This window comes from Siccirubricoccus phaeus, from assembly GCF_008360935.1.
Classification (GTDB): domain Bacteria; phylum Pseudomonadota; class Alphaproteobacteria; order Acetobacterales; family Acetobacteraceae; genus Siccirubricoccus; species Siccirubricoccus phaeus.
In genome coordinates this window covers 202,830-220,025 of sequence record NZ_SRXO01000001.1, presented here as the reverse complement: position 1 = coordinate 220,025, position 17,196 = coordinate 202,830, and the positions used below count along the sequence as shown (strand labels likewise).

At 71.3% G+C, this 17,196-nt stretch carries 14 protein-coding genes; 6 read left to right on the top strand and 8 right to left on the bottom strand.

The genetic code is table 11. The annotated features are described in order from the left end of the window. The 3 genes from E5N76_RS00975 to E5N76_RS00965 form a co-directional block, all read right to left on the bottom strand. Positions 1–1,107 carry a radical SAM protein gene (locus tag E5N76_RS00975; RefSeq protein ID WP_187829897.1) on the bottom strand — a complete coding sequence of 369 codons (1,107 nt, stop codon included), beginning with the start codon at positions 1,105–1,107 and terminating at the stop codon, positions 1–3. 91 nt (positions 1,108–1,198) lie between these two features. Beyond that, positions 1,199–2,245, bottom strand: coding sequence for a lysylphosphatidylglycerol synthase domain-containing protein (locus tag E5N76_RS00970; RefSeq protein WP_187829896.1), 1,047 nt, complete (start codon positions 2,243–2,245; stop codon positions 1,199–1,201). Positions 2,246–2,345: 100 nt separating this feature from the next. Continuing rightward, positions 2,346–3,563 (bottom strand): amidohydrolase family protein, encoded by a 1,218-nt coding sequence (locus E5N76_RS00965; protein WP_235907526.1) that lies wholly within the window; start codon positions 3,561–3,563, stop codon positions 2,346–2,348. Positions 3,564–3,710: 147 nt separating this feature from the next. On the opposite strand from E5N76_RS00965, the gene E5N76_RS00960 reads away from it, so the two are divergent. From E5N76_RS00960 to E5N76_RS00940, 6 genes are all read left to right on the top strand, one after another. Further along, positions 3,711–4,142: a MarR family winged helix-turn-helix transcriptional regulator gene (locus tag E5N76_RS00960; protein WP_149535425.1), complete on the top strand. Its 432-nt coding sequence runs from the start codon at positions 3,711–3,713 to the stop codon at positions 4,140–4,142. A 64-nt stretch (positions 4,143–4,206) separates the two neighbouring features. Next, positions 4,207–5,085 (top strand): FAD binding domain-containing protein, encoded by an 879-nt coding sequence (locus E5N76_RS00955; RefSeq protein WP_149535424.1) that lies wholly within the window; start codon positions 4,207–4,209, stop codon positions 5,083–5,085. Next, positions 5,082–7,799 carry a molybdopterin-dependent oxidoreductase gene (locus E5N76_RS00950; RefSeq protein WP_149535423.1) on the top strand — a complete coding sequence of 906 codons (2,718 nt, stop codon included), beginning with the start codon at positions 5,082–5,084 and terminating at the stop codon, positions 7,797–7,799. The genes E5N76_RS00955 and E5N76_RS00950 overlap by 4 nt, the downstream gene beginning before the upstream one ends. Continuing rightward, positions 7,796–9,355 (top strand): 6-hydroxynicotinate reductase, encoded by a 1,560-nt coding sequence (locus E5N76_RS29995; protein WP_235907524.1) that lies wholly within the window; start codon positions 7,796–7,798, stop codon positions 9,353–9,355. The genes E5N76_RS00950 and E5N76_RS29995 overlap by 4 nt, the downstream gene beginning before the upstream one ends. After that, a complete protein-coding gene (locus E5N76_RS29990) occupies positions 9,340–10,236 on the top strand; it encodes a UPF0280 family protein (protein WP_207791825.1) in 897 nt (298 codons plus the stop codon). Before E5N76_RS29995 ends, E5N76_RS29990 begins: the two co-directional genes overlap by 16 nt. 50 nt (positions 10,237–10,286) lie before the next feature. After that, positions 10,287–10,688, top strand: coding sequence for a DUF6481 family protein (locus E5N76_RS00940; RefSeq protein ID WP_149535421.1), 402 nt, complete (start codon positions 10,287–10,289; stop codon positions 10,686–10,688). A 546-nt stretch (positions 10,689–11,234) separates the two neighbouring features. On the opposite strand, the gene E5N76_RS00935 is transcribed toward E5N76_RS00940, so the two are convergent. The 5 genes from E5N76_RS00935 to E5N76_RS00915 form a co-directional block, all read right to left on the bottom strand. Then, the gene (locus tag E5N76_RS00935) at positions 11,235–11,936 is read right to left on the bottom strand and encodes an ABC transporter ATP-binding protein (protein WP_149535420.1); all 702 of its coding nucleotides are present in this window, start codon (positions 11,934–11,936) and stop codon (positions 11,235–11,237) included. 2 nt (positions 11,937–11,938) lie between these two features. Continuing rightward, positions 11,939–12,694, bottom strand: coding sequence for an ABC transporter ATP-binding protein (locus E5N76_RS00930; protein WP_149535419.1), 756 nt, complete (start codon positions 12,692–12,694; stop codon positions 11,939–11,941). Continuing rightward, positions 12,681–14,465, bottom strand: coding sequence for an ABC transporter permease (locus E5N76_RS00925; protein ID WP_235907523.1), 1,785 nt, complete (start codon positions 14,463–14,465; stop codon positions 12,681–12,683). Before E5N76_RS00925 ends, E5N76_RS00930 begins: the two co-directional genes overlap by 14 nt. Before the next feature lie 74 nt (positions 14,466–14,539). Next, positions 14,540–15,766 carry an ABC transporter substrate-binding protein gene (locus E5N76_RS00920; RefSeq protein WP_149535417.1) on the bottom strand — a complete coding sequence of 409 codons (1,227 nt, stop codon included), beginning with the start codon at positions 15,764–15,766 and terminating at the stop codon, positions 14,540–14,542. 282 nt (positions 15,767–16,048) lie between these two features. Beyond that, a complete protein-coding gene (locus E5N76_RS00915) occupies positions 16,049–17,194 on the bottom strand; it encodes an acyl-CoA dehydrogenase family protein (protein ID WP_149535416.1) in 1,146 nt (381 codons plus the stop codon). Positions 17,195–17,196 lie beyond the last annotated feature (2 nt).

Here is a 17,196-nt window from a genome sequence, read left to right as displayed (position 1 = left end):
TCAGCCGGCGCCGGCCAGCCGGCTCAGCCGCGTGCCATGGCCGATGACGGCGCCGATGGAGCCGGCATTGCGGCGATCCGCCAGGGCCTTGAAGGCGGCCACCGGCCGGCCTTCCTTCACCCGGGCGAAGGCGTCGCCGATGGCGATGGCGAAATGCAGCATGATGCTGGCATCGCGATAGCAGTCCGTGGTGCAGGCCTGGCAGCCATCCCGCACCATGTCCCGGGCGGTGAAATCCCACAGCGAGGCGAGCGGCTTATCCCAGTCCTCGCAACGCCACAGGTCGTAATTCCAGTCCAGGTAGAAATACTTGTAGCCGGCATGGCAGACGAAGCGCTCGCCCTGGCCGGTCAGCCGGCGGCGCATATCGGCCAGCCCGGCGCGCGGATTGTGCACCGGGATGATCTCTCGCGCGCCCTCCGCCGCGTCGAAGGCCGCCAGGATCTCCGCCGGGGACATGTCCACCAGGTCGCTGTCTTCCGACCAGACCAGGGAGGAGGAGCCGAGCTGCGCCTTGCGCGGATAGGAGAAGGTGATGGCGGAGAAGCCGAGCGACTTCACGAAGCGCGCCAGCGCCGCGTAATCCGTGACGAGGCGCGTCATCGCAACCGAGGCGATGACGGTGACGCCCCGCGCCGTCAGCCTCGCATTGGCCTCGCGGATGCGCTCGCAGACGCCGCGCAGCCCGCGATTCTTCTCATGCACCTCGGCGGTCGGGGCGTCGATGGAGATGAAGAGGGTGGTGATGCCCGCATCCGCCAGGGCGTCCACCTTGGGCGGCAGCAGCCAGCCATTGGTCACCAGGGTGGGCTGCACGCCCATCTCGGTCGCGGTGCGGACCATGTCCACGATGTTCTTGTGCAGCAGCGGCTCGCCGCCCATGAAGGTGACGAAGCGGACCCCCGCCTGCTCCTTCAGCCGCGCCAGCCCCGCGGCAAAGCGGCTGGCATCCAGGCTGCGGCGATCGGTGACGAAGCCCTTGTCATGCGCGAAATTGCAGAAATCGCAGGTCGCGTTGCACAGGTTGGTCACGGAAACGTTGCAGATCGCGGGTCCCCCCTTCGGCACCAGCCGCAGCAGATCCATCGCGCCTGAGAAACTCGCCATCACCGGCCCCCTGCCAATCCCGACCGCCCGGAGCATTCCCGGGCCCGCCGGCGGCGCCGGGCGATTGCGGGGAATGCGACACAACGAAAAACTATAGCGGCGTCCGCGCGGCAGGCTGATCGGCCGCCGCTGTAGCCCGGATTTCCGCCCTTTGCCAAGCCAGAAGCCCGGGCAGGCTCAGCACCACCTCCCGCGCCCGGCGGGTGAGGGCTACGGCCAGGGCGGCGCCCGGCGGCACCCCCACCAGGGCGGCGGCGCCGATGATGGCGCCTTCCTGCACCGCCAGCGCCCCCGGCAGCATGAAGCCGGCATTGCGCAACGCCTGGGCCAGGCTTTCGATCACCAGCGCCTCCGCCAGGGTGACGTCCTGCCCCATGAGCCAGAGCAGCCCGGCCACCTCCACCGCCCCCAGCAGCCAGGCCAGGCTGTGCCAGAGGCAGGCGGCCACCAGCCGCGGCCAATCGGCATGCAGGGCGAGGATCGCCGCCTGGAAGTCGCGGATCGCCCCGGGCTGGATCGCCGGCCAGCGCCGGGCGAGGCGCGCCAGCCCGCGTTCCAGCAGGGCCAGCGGCAGGCGGCGCTGCAGCAGCACCATGGCGGCGGCACCACCCAGGGCGATGCCGAAGCCGGCCAGGGCGAAGCGCAGCAGCCCCTCCCCCTCCCCGCCCCCCAGCAGCAGGGCGACCCCGGCCAGGGTGAAGAAAAGCTGGGAGACGGCCTCCAGGGTGAGGTCCACCGTCGCCGTCGCCCCCGCCCTATCGCCGGCGATGCCCCGCCGCGCCAGCAGCCTGGCCGCCGCCGCCTGCCCCACCAGGGCGCCGGCCGGCAGCAGCGCATTGGCCGATTCGCGGAACCAGCGCAGCCTGGCCATGACCAGGATGGGCGGCCGCTCCGCCGGCGGCAGCAGGGACCGCCAGGCGAGGGCGGTGATGCCGATCTGCGGAATATGCACCGCGAGCGAGATGGCAATGCCGAAGGGCGCCTCCGCCAGCATGCGCCGCAGCGCCGGCAAATCATCGTAATTGAGGGCCAGCGCCGCCAGCAGCACCAGCGCGCCGAGCAGCAGCCCGTTGCGGATGCCGCGGCGCCACCAGGGGGCGCGGGCGATGGGGGCGGGGATGCTCGGTGCGCCTGTCAAACCCTGCCCTCTCCTGGTGGCCCGAAGCAGCGCCGCCACTTCAGGCTTGCGATCTCCCCGGGGTCCCCGCGACGCCGCGCAGCGGTGTCGTGGGGAAGACTCAGTGCCCCAGCACCTCGGGCACCCGCTCCGCCGGCGGCGTGTTGCGGCTGCGGAAGCAGCGCATGGCGCCGTCGATCATCACCCCGCCGATGCCCGGGATGTCGCCCAGCTCGATGCTCTGCAACAGGTCGCGCCCCGCCGTATGCTGCGCCCGGTCGAGGAAGACCAGGTCCGCCGACCGTCCCACCTCGATCAGCCCGGCCTCCAGCTTGCGGATGCGGGCGGTGTTGCCGGTGGCCAGCGCGATGGCCTGCGCCGCCGGAATGCCGCCGAGCGCAGAAAGCAGCGAGATCAGCCGCAATATGCCCAGCGGCTGCACGCCGGAGCCGGCCGGGCTGTCCGTGCCCAGGATGACGCGGTGAAGCTGGCCCAGGTCCCGCGCCGCCTGCACCGCCGCGATCGCCACCCGCTCATTGCCGTTATGGACGATCTCGATGGCGCGGCTCGACCGCTCGCAGAGTTCGCAGACATGGCCTTCCGGCAGGCTGGTATGGCCGCCATTGATATGGCCGATGATGTCGGCGTCGGCCTCCAGCACCGTGTCCTTGTCGATATAGCCGCTGCCGGGCACCGAGGGCCCGCCGGTATGGATGGTGCTCTGGATGCCATGCTTGCGGGCCCAGGCGACCATCTCCCGCGCCTCGTAGCCCGCCTTGACCGAGCCGAGCCCGATCTCGCCCAGCAAGGTCACGCCGGCCGCGGCCAATTCGGAAAAGTCCGATTCGACCATGCCCTTCTCCAGCACCGGCGCCCCCGCCAGCACCTTCACCCCCGCGGGGCGCATGTTGAAAAAACTGCGCTGGGCGAAGATGGCATGCGCCTTCAGCCCGGTGATGTCGCGCGGCCGCCCCGGCGAATGCACCTCGCCGGCCGAGATCATGGTGGTCACGCCGCCATTGAGAAAACTCTCCACCCAGCCGATCTGGTTCTGCCGCGGCGTCCAGTCGCCCACCACCGGATGCACATGGCTGTCCACCAGCCCGGGCGAGACGGCGCAGCCATGCGCGTCGATCTCCCCGGTGAAGGGGCCGCGGTCCTTCAGCTCCGCGACGCTGCCGAGGGCGGCGATCTTCCCGTCCTCGACCAGGATCGCCTCCGCCGCCAGCACCGGCGCGGCCAGGTCGCCGGAGAGCAGCAGGCCGATATTGCGCACCAGGGTGCGGCCCTTCGCGGGCCCCGTCGCCGCCTCCAACGCCATCGCGTCATCTCTCCCCATACAGGTCTCACGCGCGCGCCACTCCGCGGCCCATCCAAGGCGAAGCCACGGCAGAGGGCGCGCCTGCGCGCGATACCGGCCGGCCCTGCGGGCGCCGGTATCACCACCAGCCTAGCCCAGCCCGGATCATAAGCCTAGAAATGGCGAATGAGCGACGGGGACCCGAGCGATTACGCGTTGGAGGCGCAGGTGGGGCATCTGCTCCGCCGCGCCTATCAGCGGCATCTCGCGCTGTTCCAGGGCATCATGGGGGAGGATGGGCCGACCTCCATGCAATTCGCCACCCTCGTCACCCTGTCGCAGCGCGGCCCGCTCTCGCAGAATCTGCTCGGCCGCATGCTGGCCATGGACCCGCCCACCGTGAAAGGGGTGGTCACCCGGCTGATGGCCCGCGGCCTGGTGGTGCGGCAGAAGGACCCCGGCGATGCCCGCCTGCTGCTGGTGGCGCTGACGCCGGCGGCGGAGGCGGCGCTGCCCGGCTGGGTGGCCAAGGCCAAGGCCATCACCGCCGCCACCCTGGCGCCGCTCTCGCCTTCCGATGCGGCGCGGCTGGCACGCTTGTTGCGCGATCTCACCTGATTTCGGTTGAGCCGCAAACCAGGGCTGGCTAAGCTCGTTATCCTGCAAACGATTGGCAGGAGCCATGAGCGGCGACCGCAAACCCGCAAGTCTCGCTGAGGCCTTGTCCCTGCTGGCCGGCGCGCCGGAAGCGCCGCTGCTGCTGGCCGGGGGAACGGATGTCTATCCCGCCCGCGCCGTGGCGGAGGCCTGGGGACGCTACGCGCCGCGCCCGGTGCTGGACCTGTCCGGCCTCGGCCTCGCCGGCATCGAGGACCGGGGCGACCACCACCGCATCGGCGCCGGCGTGACCTGGGCGGCGCTGCGCGACGCCCCCCTGCCCCCCTGGTTCGACGGGCTGCGCCAGGCGGCGCGACAGGTCGGCGGGGTGCAGGTGCAGGCGCGGGGGACAGTGCTAGGCAATCTCTGCAACGCCTCCCCGGCCGCGGATGGCGTGCCGCCGCTGCTCACCCTGGAGGCCGAGGTGGAGCTGGCCAGCCGGCGCGGCACGCGGCGCCTGCCGCTCGGGGCGTTCATCCTCGGCAACCGCCGCACCGCCCTGGCGCCGGATGAGATCGCCACCGCGATCCTGGTGCCGAAACCTGCAGGCGAGACGCGCAGCGCCTTCCTCAAGCTTGGCGCGCGGTCCTACCTCGTCATTTCCATCGCCATGGTCGCCGGGCTGCTGGAGATCGACTCGGGCCGCATCGCCGCCGCCCGCCTCGCCATCGGCGCCTGCTCGCCCGTGGCGCAGCGCCTGCCGGAGCTGGAGGCCGCGCTCATCGGCGCCAGGCCGGAGGAGGCCGCCGCTCTGGCCGCCCCCGAGCACCTCGCCCCCCTCTCCCCCATCGACGACGTCCGCGCCACCGCCGAGTACCGCCGCCACGCCGCCCTGGTGCTGCTGCGCCGGCTGCTGGCCGGCCTCGCCGCCCCGCAGGCCCAAGGGGGGAGCCAAGCGGCATGAGCGCCCCGCCCTTCGCCCTGACGGTCAACGGCGCCCCCCATGCGGTGGTGGCGCCGCCGGACCAGCGCCTCACCGCCGTGCTGCGGGAGGAGCTTGGCCTCACCGGCACCAAGGTCGGCTGCGATGCCGGCGATTGCGGCGCCTGCACCGTGCTGCTCGCCGGGGCGCCCGCCTGCGCCTGCCTCGTCCCGCTGGCCCAGGCCGCCGGCCAGGCGGTGGAGACGGTGGAAGGCCTGGCCGCCGACCCCTGGGGCGCCGCGCTGCAGCGCGCCTTCCTGGCGCATGGCGCGGCGCAATGCGGCATCTGCACCCCCGGCATGCTGATGGCCGCCCTGCCCCTGCTGCGCGCCTCGCCGCAGCCCGATGAAGGCGCGGCCATGGACGCCATCGGCGGCGTGCTCTGCCGCTGCACCGGCTACCGCAAGATCCTGGAGGCGATCCAGGCCGCGCATCTCTTCCGCGAGGCCGAGGCGCCGTCCTCCGCCGGTGCGGTGGGCGAGCGCCTGCCGCGGGTGGACGGCCCCGCCCGCGTCACCGGCACCGCCCTCTTCGGCGCGGATGCGGCGCCTTCCGATGCGCTCTGGCTGAAGCCGATCCGCAGCCCGCACGCCCATGCCCGCTTCACCCTCGGCGATTGCGCCCCCCTGCTCGCCCGCCACCCCGGGCTGGAGCGGGTGCTGACCGCCGCCGACATCCCCGGCCGCAACGGCTTCGGCGTCTATCCGGACATCAAGGACCAGCCGGTCTTCTGCGACGGCCTGGTCCGCTATCGCGGCGACTGCATCGCCGCCCTGGTCGGCAGCCGCGAAGCGGTGGAGGCGGTGCGGTTCGAGGAGCTGCCCCTCACCTGGGAGGTGCTGCCCGCCCTCACCGACCCTTCGGCCGCCCTCGCCGGCCCGCTGCTGCATGACCGCTGGGCGGAGAATGTCCTCGCCACCGGCCGCCTCCGCGCCGGGGATGCCGAGGCGGCGCTGGCCGCCAGCGCCTTCACCGCCGCGGGCGAGTACGAGACCAGCTTCGTCGAGCACGCCTATATCGAGCCGGAAGCCGGCTGGGCGCAGATGGTCCGCCCGGAGGGCGGCGGGCCCGAGGCATCGGACAGGATCGAGGTCTTCGCCACCACCCAGGCCCCCTATATGGACCTGGACGAGGTCGCCGGGGTACTGGGCATCCCGCAGGACCGCGTGCGCATCATCCCCTCCGCCTGTGGCGGCGGCTTCGGCGGCAAGCTGGATGTCTCGGTGCAGCCCATGCTGGCGGTGGCCGCCTGGCTGTTGCGCCGGCCGGTGCGCGCCGTCTGGTCGCGCCCGGAAAGCATGGCCAGCAGCACCAAGCGCCACCCCGCCCGCATCGCCGCCCGCGCCGGCTGCGACGCCGAGGGGCGCCTGACCGGTTTCGCCTTCGAGGGGCTCTACGACACCGGCGCCTATGCGAGTTGGGGCCCGACCGTCGCCGGCCGCGTGCCGGTGCAGGCCATGGGCCCCTATCGCGTGCCGGCCGTCGCCACCCGGGCGCGCGCCATCCTCACCCACCAGCCGCCCTCGGGCGCCTTCCGCGGCTTCGGCGTGCCCCAGGCCGCCATCGCCCAGGAAGCGCTCTGGGACCGCCTCGCCGATGCCGCCGGACTCGACCGGCTGGAATTCCGCCTCCGCAACGCGCTGCGCGCCGGGGATGCCACGGCGAGCGGCCAGGTGCTGACCCATTCGGTCGGGCTGGTCGCCTGCCTGGAGGCGCTGCGCCCCCGCTGGCACGCCCTGCGCGACGCGGCCGCTTCCCGCAACGCCGGTGGCGGCTCGCGCCGGCATGGCGTCGGGATCGCCTGCATGTGGTACGGCATCGGCAATACCGGCATGTCCAACCCCTCCACCATGCGGGTCACGCTGGGTCCGGAGGGCGTCACCTTCCACAATGGCGCCGTCGATATCGGCCAGGGCAGCACCACCATCCTGCTGCAGATCTTGGCGGAGGCGCTGGGCCTGCCGCCCAGAGACATCCACCTCGTCCTCTACGACACCGACCTGACCTTCGACGCCGGCAAGACCAGCGCCAGCCGCCAGACCTTCGTCAGCGGCCGCGCCGCGCAGGACGCCGCGCTGGCGCTGCGCCGGCAGATCCTGCTGCGCGCCAATGCCGGCGAGGATGCGAAGCTGGACCTCCGCGACGGCATCCTGCATGTGGATGGCCGCCCCCTGCCGCTGGAGGCGCCGCTGGAAGGCATCGGCCGCTTCGACCCGCCGACCGTGCCGCTCGACGCCGATGGCCAGGGCGTGCCCTACGCCACCTATGGCTTCGCCGCGCAACTCGCCGCGCTCTCGGTCGATATGGAGCTCGGCACCGTGCATCTGGAACGCATTGTCGCCGCCCATGATGTCGGCCGCACCATCAACCCCACCATGGTGGAGGGGCAGATCCATGGCGGCATCGCCCAGGGCATCGGCCTTGCCCTGATGGAGGAATACCTCCCCGGCCGCACCGAGAATCTGCACGACTACCTGATCCCGACGGTGGGCGACGTGCCGGCGATCGAGTGCCTGCTGATCGAGGACCGCGAGCCGCTCGGCCCCTTCGGTGCCAAGGGCATCGGCGAGCCGGCCCTGGTGCCGACCGCGCCGGCCATCTTCTCCGCCATCAACCACGCGACCGGCGCCTGGATCACCCGGGCGCCTGCCCTGCCCCACCGCGTGCTGGCGGCGATCCGGGAGGCGCGGCGATGAGCATGGACCGCGAGTCGAATGCCGGCGTACCCCGCGCCATGGATGAGGCCACGACGCCGGACCGCATGGCGGATGCCGCCAGCAGCAACCGCATGGCCACCTCCGCCGCACAGGACCGCACGACCATCTTCGGCGCCCGCGAGGGCAATGAGGGCATCGTCCGCTGCGATGCCTGCCCCGTCCTCTGCCGCATCCGCCCCGGCCGCAGCGGCGCCTGCAGCCGCTACGCGAACCAGGAGGGCGCGCTCATCCGCGTCGATCCCCTGGTGCTGCTGGAACGCACGCTGGAGGAAGGCGGCCAGACCGTCCCCTTCCTCGCCGAGCGCGACACCTTCGTCACCGCCATCGGCGCCGGCACCACCTATCCGGACTACAAGCCGGCGCCCTTCATCGTCAGCAGCCGGCATGACGGCGTCGATACCGTCACCGTCGTGACCGAGGGCATCTTCAGCTATTGCGGGCTGAAGGTGAAGATCGACACCGACCGCCATCTCGGCGCCGAGACCGCCGCCGTGCGCGTCGATGGCGAGCAGATCGGCCATGTCACCACCGCCGAGTATGGCAGCCAGATGCTCTCCCTCGGCGGCGTCCGCCACCTCACCGGCGGCAGCAAGAAGGAAGGCAACGTCACCTGCGCCGCCATGCTGGCGCTGTGCGAGAAGCAGCCCGTCGAGGTCACCATCGACGGCGGCGCGAAACTCGTGCTGCAGGCCGGCGCCGCCCCCATCGTGAACGGCGTGCCGGAGGCGCGGATGCGCGTCGGCTGCGGCAGCGCCACCATCGGCATCTTCGCCCAGCAATGGCACGGCCATGTGGATGAGGTGATCGTGGTGGACGACCACATCACCGGCGTGCTGTCGGAGCACCAGGCCGGCAAATGCCTGAACATCCAGCCCGCCGGCATCCGCGTGCGCGGCCGCCGCTCCACGCCCGGCCGCTACTTCCAGGTGGCGCATCCCGGCACCGGCTGGGGCGGGACGGATATCACCGACCCGCTCGCCATCATCGAGAGCATCGACCGGAAGACTGCCTGGCCCGGTCTCCGCCTCCTGCTCACCAGCACCACGGGCGAGGACCATCTGTACCTGGAACTCGACGAGAATCTCCGCCCGGTGCCGGCGCCGACCCCGCCCGAGGTGCTGCAAACCGTCGAGCGCATCGGCGAGAATTGCGAGCCGGCGCTGACCTCCATCCTCTTCATGGCCGGCGCCGGCGGCAGCCTCCGCGCCGGCGTCACCGAGAACCCCATATTGCTGACGCGCGCCGTGCAGCAATCGCTGGTCCGCGTCACCATCGGCGGCGCGCCCGCGACGCTCTGGCCCGGCGGCGGCATCACCATCATGGCGGATGTCCTGAAGGTGCCCGAAGGCGCCTTCGGCTACGTCCCGACCCCGGCGCTGGTCGCGCCCATCGAATTCACCCTCGATGCCGAGCGCTACGCCAGGCTCGGCGGCCATGTCGCCCATGCGCTGCCGCTGCGCGAGGTGCTGGCCGCCTATGGCGCCACCGCCCGGCACGAACCCTGGCAGGCGGAGAACCAGTGGCCGGTGCCGTAAGCGCCTTCCTCCCCGATGGCCGCCTGCATCTGCAGGAGGGCCCGATCGACCTGGTGATCGGCGTGGAAGGCACCCGCGCCGCCATGGCCGAGGCGCACCGCCGCGCCGCCCGGGCCTTCGACGGGTTGCTCGCCGGGCTGGTGGCGGAGCTGCCCCTGCTCCGCACACCGCTCGGCGCCGATCCGCCGCCGCTGCGTGGCCGCGTGGCACGACGGATGCTGGAAGCCTGCTGGCCCTACCGCACCGGCTTCATCACCCCCATGGCGGCGGTGGCGGGCGCGGTGGCGGAGGAGGTGCTGGCCGCCATCACCACGGTACCGGGCCTCGCCACCGCGCATGTGAACAATGGCGGCGACATCGCGGTCTTCCTCGCGCCCGGCGAGACCCTGCGCGTCGGCCTGGTGCGCCGGCTGGAGGAGGCGGTGCCGGGCGGCTTGGTGCGCCTCACCGCCGCGGACCCGGTGCGCGGCATCGCCACCAGCGGCTGGCCGGGACGGAGCTTCTCGCTCGGCATCGCCGATGCGGTGGCGGTGCTGGCGGCGCAGGCGGCGCAGGCCGATGCGGCGGCGACGGTGATCGCCAACGCGGTGAATGCCGAACACCCCGCCATCCGCCGCGCCCCGGCGGTGAGCCTGGACCCGGACAGCGATTTGGGCGAGCTGCCGGTGACGGTGGAGGTCGGCGCGCTGCCCGAAGACGTCGTGGCCGCGGCGCTGGACTCCGGCGAGGCGATGGCCGAACGCCTGGTGCAGCGCGGGCTGATCGTGGCGGCGATGCTCGCCATCGGGGAGGAGGTGCGAGTCGTCGGCGAGGTCTTGAGAGGGGCGCTGCCCCTCTCAAACTCTCCCCGCCAAGGGCCGAAAGGCCCTTGGAACCCTTGAGTTTGGCTGTGCCTCTGTACATCCGGCGTATCTGCTGGTAAGCAGCGCCCATGCTTTCTTACGAAAAAGACCATTTCAACGCCCGCCTGAAGGCTGCGGCGGCCGCCAAGCAAGCGATATTGGAAAAGTTCCGGGCCCGGCCGGCGGCCGATGACCCTGCGGTTCTCGAACAGCAGGCGGCCCGCAAGGCGGTCGCCATCGCCCGCGAGGCCCGCGCCGCCGAGCGCAAGGCCGCCCGTGCCGCCGAAGCGGAACGACTCGCCGCCGAGCAGGCCGCCAAGCTGGCCCGCGAGGCCGAGGAAGCAGCGCGCCAGGCAGCCCTGGAAGCCGAACACCGCACCCGTGCGGAGATCCTGGACGCCGAAAAGAAGGCACGCGCCCTTGCCCTGGCGGCCGAGCAGAAGGCCGCCCGCGATGCTCGCTACGCCGCCCGCAAGGCACGCCGCCGCTAAAGCAGATCGCCGGAGGGCGGAACCCCCGGAGGCCTCAATCTGCCCTGCAACCAATGAGCTGGAGCGGTTTCACGCTGCACAGCCAGCGCGAGACCGCGCCAGAGCAGCCTCCTATCGGAGATAAGCTGCTCCAGACGTCACATTTTCCGAACCATGGTCGGTTGCGGGCGAATCGATCGCAACCGTGATCGCGCAACCGGACAATGCCGGAGCGGCGTGGATGAGCGAAGCTCAACCGATCCTGCGCTGGGGCGGATCGCCCCGGGCGGCATGAACGGCAGCCTGGAACATCTCCGGTGAGCGCAGGCGAACCGGGAATGCTCCGGTGACCGATGCCCGCTGAATCGCTGTCGCCAATCGACCGAAGATCGAGCATGCCCGAGGGGCATGGGACTCGCCTCCCGGCGCCGGGCCTCCCTGGCCCTTGTGCGGCCAGGGCCTTGCCAGGCACCGGCCTGATCCAGGGACGCGGCGGACGACCCACCGACGATGCCGTGCATCGTCGATGCGAACCCCGACGGGGGAGCTTGAGGGGAACAAAGCCCCTCACACCGAAAGGTATTGCTCCCGCACCTCCTCCGCCTCCAGCAGCGCCGGGATCGTTCCGCTCCACCGGATCCGTCCCTTTTCGATGATCGTCGCCCGGTCGCTTACCCCGCGCGCGAAATGGAGGTTCTGCTCCGAGAGCAGGATGCCCAGCCCGCTCGCCTTCAGCGTGACGATCGCCTCCGCCATCCGCTCCACCACCACCGGCGCCAGCCCCTCGCTCGGCTCGTCCAGCAGGATCAGGCGGGGGTTGCCCATCAGGGTGCGGGCGATGGTCAGCATCTGCTGCTCGCCGCCGCTCATCCGCCCGCCGGCCCGGTCCTGCATCCGGCCAAGGCTCGGGAACAGCTCGAACAGCCGCGCCGGCGTCCAGGGCGCCTGGCCCGCCATCGCTGGCCGTCGTCCCACCTCCAGATTCTCCAGCACCGTCAGCTCGGTGAAGATGCGCCGTTCCTCTGGCACATAGCCCAGGCCGCGCCGCGCGATCTCGAACGGCTCCCGCCCGGTGATTTCCGCCCCGTCGAATTCCACCCGCCCGGCGCTGGACGGCACCAGACCCATGATCGCCTTCATCGTCGTGCTCTTGCCCGCGCCGTTGCGGCCGAGCAGCACCACCACCTCTCCCGCCGCCACTTCCAGCGCCACATCCTCCAGGATATGGGCGCGGCCGTAATGGGCGGAGAGGCCAGAAACGCGCAGCATCGTCAGTGCCCCGAGGTGGCGCCGGAGCCGAGATAGACCTCCCGCACCCGCGGATCGTTGCGCACCGCCTGCGGCGCGCCCTCGGCGATCAGCGCGCCGCGGTCCAGCACCAGGATGCGGTCGGCATGGCTGAACACCACATCCATGTCGTGCTCGGTGAACAGCACGGCGATCCCCCTCTCCCGCGCGATCTCCGCCGTCAGCGCCATCAGCGAGACCCGCTCCTGCGGCGCCATCCCCGCCGTCGGCTCATCCATCAGCAGCAGGGCGGGCTGGTTGGCCAGCGCGATCGCCAGCTCCACCCGCTTCAAATCGCCATAGGCGAGAATCCCGCAGGGCCGCCCCGCCTGCCCCGCCATGCCGAGCCGCGCCAGCAGCGCCTCCGCCTCCGCCGCATCCATCCGCGCCACCGGCCGCCAGAGCTGGCCGAGGCGATGATGGTGGGAGAGCAGCGCCATCTGCACATTCTCCCGCACCGTCATGGAGCCGAAGGTGGCGGTGACCTGGAAGGTCCGCCCCACGCCGAGGCGCCAGACCTGCCGCGGCTTCAGCCCGGTGATGTCCCGCCCCTTCAGCCGCACCCGCCCGGCATCCGGCTGCAGTTGCCCGTTCAGCATGTTGAAGCAGGTGGATTTGCCGGCGCCGTTCGGCCCGATCAGCGCCAGCATCTCGCCGGGCTCGACGGCGAAGGAGACGCCCCGCACCGCCTGCACGCCGCCGAAGCTTTTCTGGATGCCCTCCACCTCAAGCGTCGCCATGGCGCCGCTCCCACATCGCGCGCGCCGCGCCGGCCAGCCCCTGGGGGAAGAACAGCACCAGCAGGATGATCACCGCCCCCAGCACCAGCCGCCAATACTCCAGCAGCCGCATGAGCTGTTCCTGCAACCCGGTATAGGCGATGGCGCCGATGATCGGCCCCGTCAGCGTCTGCACCCCGCCCAGCAGCACCATCAGCAGGGCATCCACGCTGCGCGGAATGGCGAGGTAGGTGGGAAAGACGCTGCCCTTGCCATAGGCGAACAGCCCGCCTGCCACCCCCGCCGCGACGGCCGCCAAAGTGAATCCCCACCAGCGGATGCGGAAGGCGTCGATCCCGATCGCCTCCGCCCGCAGCGCACTGTCCCTTTGCGCCCGCAGCGCATAGCCGAAAGGCGCGTGTACCACCCGCCGCAGCAGCAAGGTGCCACCCAGGCACAGCGCCAGCGCCAGGTAGTAATAGGTCAGCTTCCCCGCCGCCCAGGCATCCGGCCAAACTCCAAGAATGCCGTTGTCGCCCCCCGTCACCTCCACCCATTGGAAGGCGACGGACCAGGCGATCTGCGCGAAGGCCAGGGTCAGCATGGCGGAATAGACGCCGGAGAGCCGCACGCAGAACCAGCCGAACACCACGCCGAAGATGCCCGCCAGCACCGGCGCCAGCAGCATCCCCCCCAGCATCGGCACGCCCAGCCAGGTCGCCGCCAGCGCAGCACCATAGGCGCCGAGGCCGAAATAGGCGGCATGGCCGAAGCTCGCCATGCCCCCCGGCCCCATGATGAGGTGCAGCGAGGCGGCGAACAGGATGCAGATGGCGATCTCCGTCAGCACCGTCAGCGCGTAATCGCCGAGGAAGGGCGGCAGCGCCACCGCCAGCGCCAGCCCCACCGCCCCCGCCAGCTTCAGCGCGCGCGGCGCCGCGCCGATCATCGGTTCCGCCGCCGCCACCCCGTGCGCCGCGGGCTGCGGCTTGCCGCGCAGCCCATGCGGCCGCACCACCAGCACCACCGCCATCACCAGGAAGACCAGCACCAGGGTGATCTTCGGGAAGACCAGGATGCCGAAGGCATGCAGCTCCCCGATCAGCAGCGCCGCCAGCGCCGCGCCGGAAAGGCTGCCGAGCCCGCCCACCACCACCACCACGAAGGCCTCGGTGATGATGGCGAGGTCCATGTGCAGGTTCACGCTCTCCCGCGGCAGCTGCAGCGCCCCGCCCAGCCCCGCCAGCACGGAGCCGAGGAAGAACACCGAGGTGAACAGCATCCGCTGGTTCACCCCCAGCGCCCCCACCATTTCCCGGTCTTGCGTCGCCGCCCGCACCAGCGTGCCCCAGCGGGTGCGGTGGAACAGCAGCAGCAGCAGCCCCAGCACCACCGGCCCGACCACGATCAGGAACAGCTCATAGAGCGGGAAGCGCAGCCCCAGGATCTCCGTGCTGCCCCGCAATCCCGGTGCCCGCGGCCCCAGCAGATCCTGCGCCCCCCAGGTGAGCAGCGCCACATCCTGCACCACCAGCACCACCCCGAAGGTGGCGAGCAGCTGGAACAGCTCCGGCGCCCGGTAGATGCGTCGCAGCAGCAGCATCTCCACCACCAGCCCGATGACGCCCACCAGCAGCGCGGCACCCAGCACCCCGCCCCAGAAGCCGAGATGCCCGCGCGGCAGGCTGGTCACCAGCGTCCAGGCCAGGTAGGCGCCCAGCATGTAGAAGGAGCCATGCGCGAAATTGACGATCCGGCTGACGCCGAAGATCACCGTCAGCCCCGACGCCACCAGGAAGAGCGAGGACGCGCTTGCCAGGCCGCTCAGCGCCTGGAGGATCAGATTCTCGAGCAGAGTGGCCTCGATCAGCCTTGGGGCCGCAGCGTCCGCACCACCTCATCCGACGGTAGGTAGTTCTTGCCGTCGGCGTAGCGCCACTCCGCCATGGTGCCCTTGCCGTTGCGCAGCACGGTGCGGCCGACGAAGGCGCCCATGGTGGATTGGTGGTCGACGGCGCGGAATTCCACCGGGCCGAACACCGATTGGAATTGCAGCCCCTTCATCGCCGCCACCATCGGCTCGGTCTCCACCGCGCTCGCCTTCTTCAGCATGGCGGCGATCGCCATCACCGTGTCGTAGCCCACCACGCTGCCGAGCCGCGGGTAGTCGTTGAACCGGCGCCGATAGGCCTCGCGGAAGGCGGCGTGTTCCGGCGTGTTGATCTGCTCCCAGGGGTAGCCGGTGACGATCCAGCCCTCCGGCGCCTCATCCTGCAGCGGGTCGAGATATTCCGGCTCGCCGGTCAGCAGGGAGACGACGCTCCGCCGCTCGAACAGCCCGCGCGTCGCGCCTTGGCGGACGAAATTGGTCAGGTCGGCGCCGAAGGTGACGTTGAAGATCGCTTCCGGATTCGCCGCCGCCAGCGCCTGCACTGTGGCACCGGCATCGATGCGGCCGAGCGCCGGGAATTGCTCCGCGACGAATTGCACATCCGGCTTCGCCCGCGTCAGCAGCTCCTTGAACCAGCGCACGGCGGATTGGCCGTATTCGTAATTCGGCGCGACCGTCGCCCAGCGCTTCGCCGGCAGCTTCGCCGCCTCCTCCACCAGCATGGCGGATTGCATGTAGGTGCTGGCGCGCAGCCGGAAGGTATAGGCGTTGCCGCGACCCCAGACGATGGCATCCGTCAGCGGCTCCGACGCCACGAAGAGCCGCTTGTTCTGGTTGGCGAAATCCGCGATGGCGAGGCCGACATTGGAGAGGAACCCGCCGGAGAGCAGCGCCACCCGCTCGGCATTCACCAGCTCGCCCGCCAGGCGCACGGCGTCCTCCGGCTTGCCGGCATCGTCGCGGTGCAGCGTCTCCAGCGGCCGGCCCTTGATGCCGCCCGCGGCATTCACCTGCTCCGCCGCCAGGGTCCAGGCATTGCGGTAGGGCTGCAGGAAGGCGGGCTGGGAGGAGTAGGAGTTGATCTCGCCGATGCGGATCGGCCCCCCGGCGCCCCCCCCCTGGGCGCGGCCGAGGCGCGGCAACGCCAGGGTCGCGGCGGCTCCCCCCAGGAGAAGGCGGCGCGCAACAGACCATTCACCCATGTCAGCCCCCGGTTTCGCTGCAGCTGCGAAGCGCCGCTATGGAACCGCAACATCCGTTATTGTGCAAACGGTTTTCGACGGTGGATGCTGCGGCGAGCAAGGTTGGGGGCTCCGCCCCCAAACCCCCGCCGGGGAGGATACTCCTCCCCGGACCCCGGTCCGAGTTTCGGACCCGTGGGTTGAACCTGCCGACTCACACCGAGGGCCGGGGGGGGGGTTTGGGGGCGCTGCCGCCAATGGGCAGAGCCCCCAACCTTACCCGCCGGTTCCCAGCGCCAACCCCTAGGCCGCCTGCACCAGCCCGCCGGTGTCCGACAGGTAGCGGACATAGTGGTCCGCATCCCCGAACATCGCGTCATTCACCGTCAGCCGCTTGAAGTAGTGGCCGCAGGCATACTCGATGGTCATGGCGATGCCGCCATGGAGCTGGATGCTCTGCTGCCCGACGAAGCGGGCGGAGCGGCCGATCTGCACCTTCACCGCCGCCATGGATTTGCGCCGTTCCGCCGGGTCCCGCTCCGCCACCGCCATGGCGGCGAAGAGCGACATGGACCGCGCCTGCTCCAGCGCCACCAGCATGTCCGCGGCGCGGTGCTGCAGCGCCTGGAAGCTGCCGATGGGGCGGCCGAATTGCTGGCGGGTCTTCATGTAGTCCACGGTCATGTCATGGGCGACCTGCATGGCACCCACCGCCTCCCCCGCCAGGGCGGCGATCGCCTCATCCACCACCTGGTCCACCAGGGGCAGGCCGTTCTCCGGGTTGCCCAGCACCGCCTCGGCCCGCACGTCGGAGAGCTCGATTTCCGCCGCCCGCTGGCCGTCCACGGTGCGGTAGCCGCGGCGCTGCACGCCGGGCGCATTGGCATCCACCAGGAAGACGCCGATGCCCTTCAGGTCGCGCTGCCCGCCGGCGGTGCGGGCGGTGACGATCAGCTTCTCCGCCGAATCGCCATGCACCACATACCCCTTGCGGCCATTCAGCACGTAGCCGCTGCCATCCTTCCGCGCGCTGGTCAGCACGTCGAACAGATCGTAGCGCGACTGCCGCTCCACCTGGGCGAAGGCGAGCTTGAGCTCGCCGGCGGCGATCTTTGGCACCAGCTCCCCGCGCAGCTCGGCGGAGGCGCCGTTGCGCAGGAAGCTGCCGCCGATCACCACCGTGGTCAGCCAGGGCTCCAGCGCGATGGCGCGGCCGAGCTGCTCGGCCACCAGCATGGTCTCCACCGCGCCGCCGCCGAAGCCGCCCTCATCCTCGGCAAAGGGCAGGCCGAGCAGGCCGAGCTCGGCGAACTGCCCCCAGACCTCCGTGCTCCAGCCTGCCTTCGACTTCAGATAGGCCTTGCGCTGCTCGAAGCCGTACTTGTCCGCCAGCAGCTTGGCCAGGCTGTCCTGGAGCAGCCGCTGCTCCTCGCTCAGGTCGAAATCCATGA

What these genes read in the sequence shown, in the direction of transcription:
- E5N76_RS00960 (WP_149535425.1), top strand. Translation starts at nt 3,711, where the DNA reads ATGAGCGACGGGGACCCGAGCGATTACGCGTTGGAGGCGCAGGTGGGG.
- E5N76_RS00950 (WP_149535423.1), top strand. Translation starts at nt 5,082, where the DNA reads ATGAGCGCCCCGCCCTTCGCCCTGACGGTCAACGGCGCCCCCCATGCG.
- E5N76_RS00920 (WP_149535417.1), bottom strand. Translation starts at nt 15,766, where the DNA reads ATGGGTGAATGGTCTGTTGCGCGCCGCCTTCTCCTGGGGGGAGCCGCC.
- E5N76_RS00975 (WP_187829897.1), bottom strand. Translation starts at nt 1,107, where the DNA reads ATGGCGAGTTTCTCAGGCGCGATGGATCTGCTGCGGCTGGTGCCGAAG.
- E5N76_RS00940 (WP_149535421.1), top strand. Translation starts at nt 10,287, where the DNA reads ATGCTTTCTTACGAAAAAGACCATTTCAACGCCCGCCTGAAGGCTGCG.
- E5N76_RS00935 (WP_149535420.1), bottom strand. Translation starts at nt 11,936, where the DNA reads ATGCTGCGCGTTTCTGGCCTCTCCGCCCATTACGGCCGCGCCCATATC.
- E5N76_RS00930 (WP_149535419.1), bottom strand. Translation starts at nt 12,694, where the DNA reads ATGGCGACGCTTGAGGTGGAGGGCATCCAGAAAAGCTTCGGCGGCGTG.
- E5N76_RS29995 (WP_235907524.1), top strand. Translation starts at nt 7,796, where the DNA reads ATGAGCATGGACCGCGAGTCGAATGCCGGCGTACCCCGCGCCATGGAT.
- E5N76_RS00955 (WP_149535424.1), top strand. Translation starts at nt 4,207, where the DNA reads ATGAGCGGCGACCGCAAACCCGCAAGTCTCGCTGAGGCCTTGTCCCTG.
- E5N76_RS00965 (WP_235907526.1), bottom strand. Translation starts at nt 3,563, where the DNA reads ATGGGGAGAGATGACGCGATGGCGTTGGAGGCGGCGACGGGGCCCGCG.
- E5N76_RS00915 (WP_149535416.1), bottom strand. Translation starts at nt 17,194, where the DNA reads ATGGATTTCGACCTGAGCGAGGAGCAGCGGCTGCTCCAGGACAGCCTG.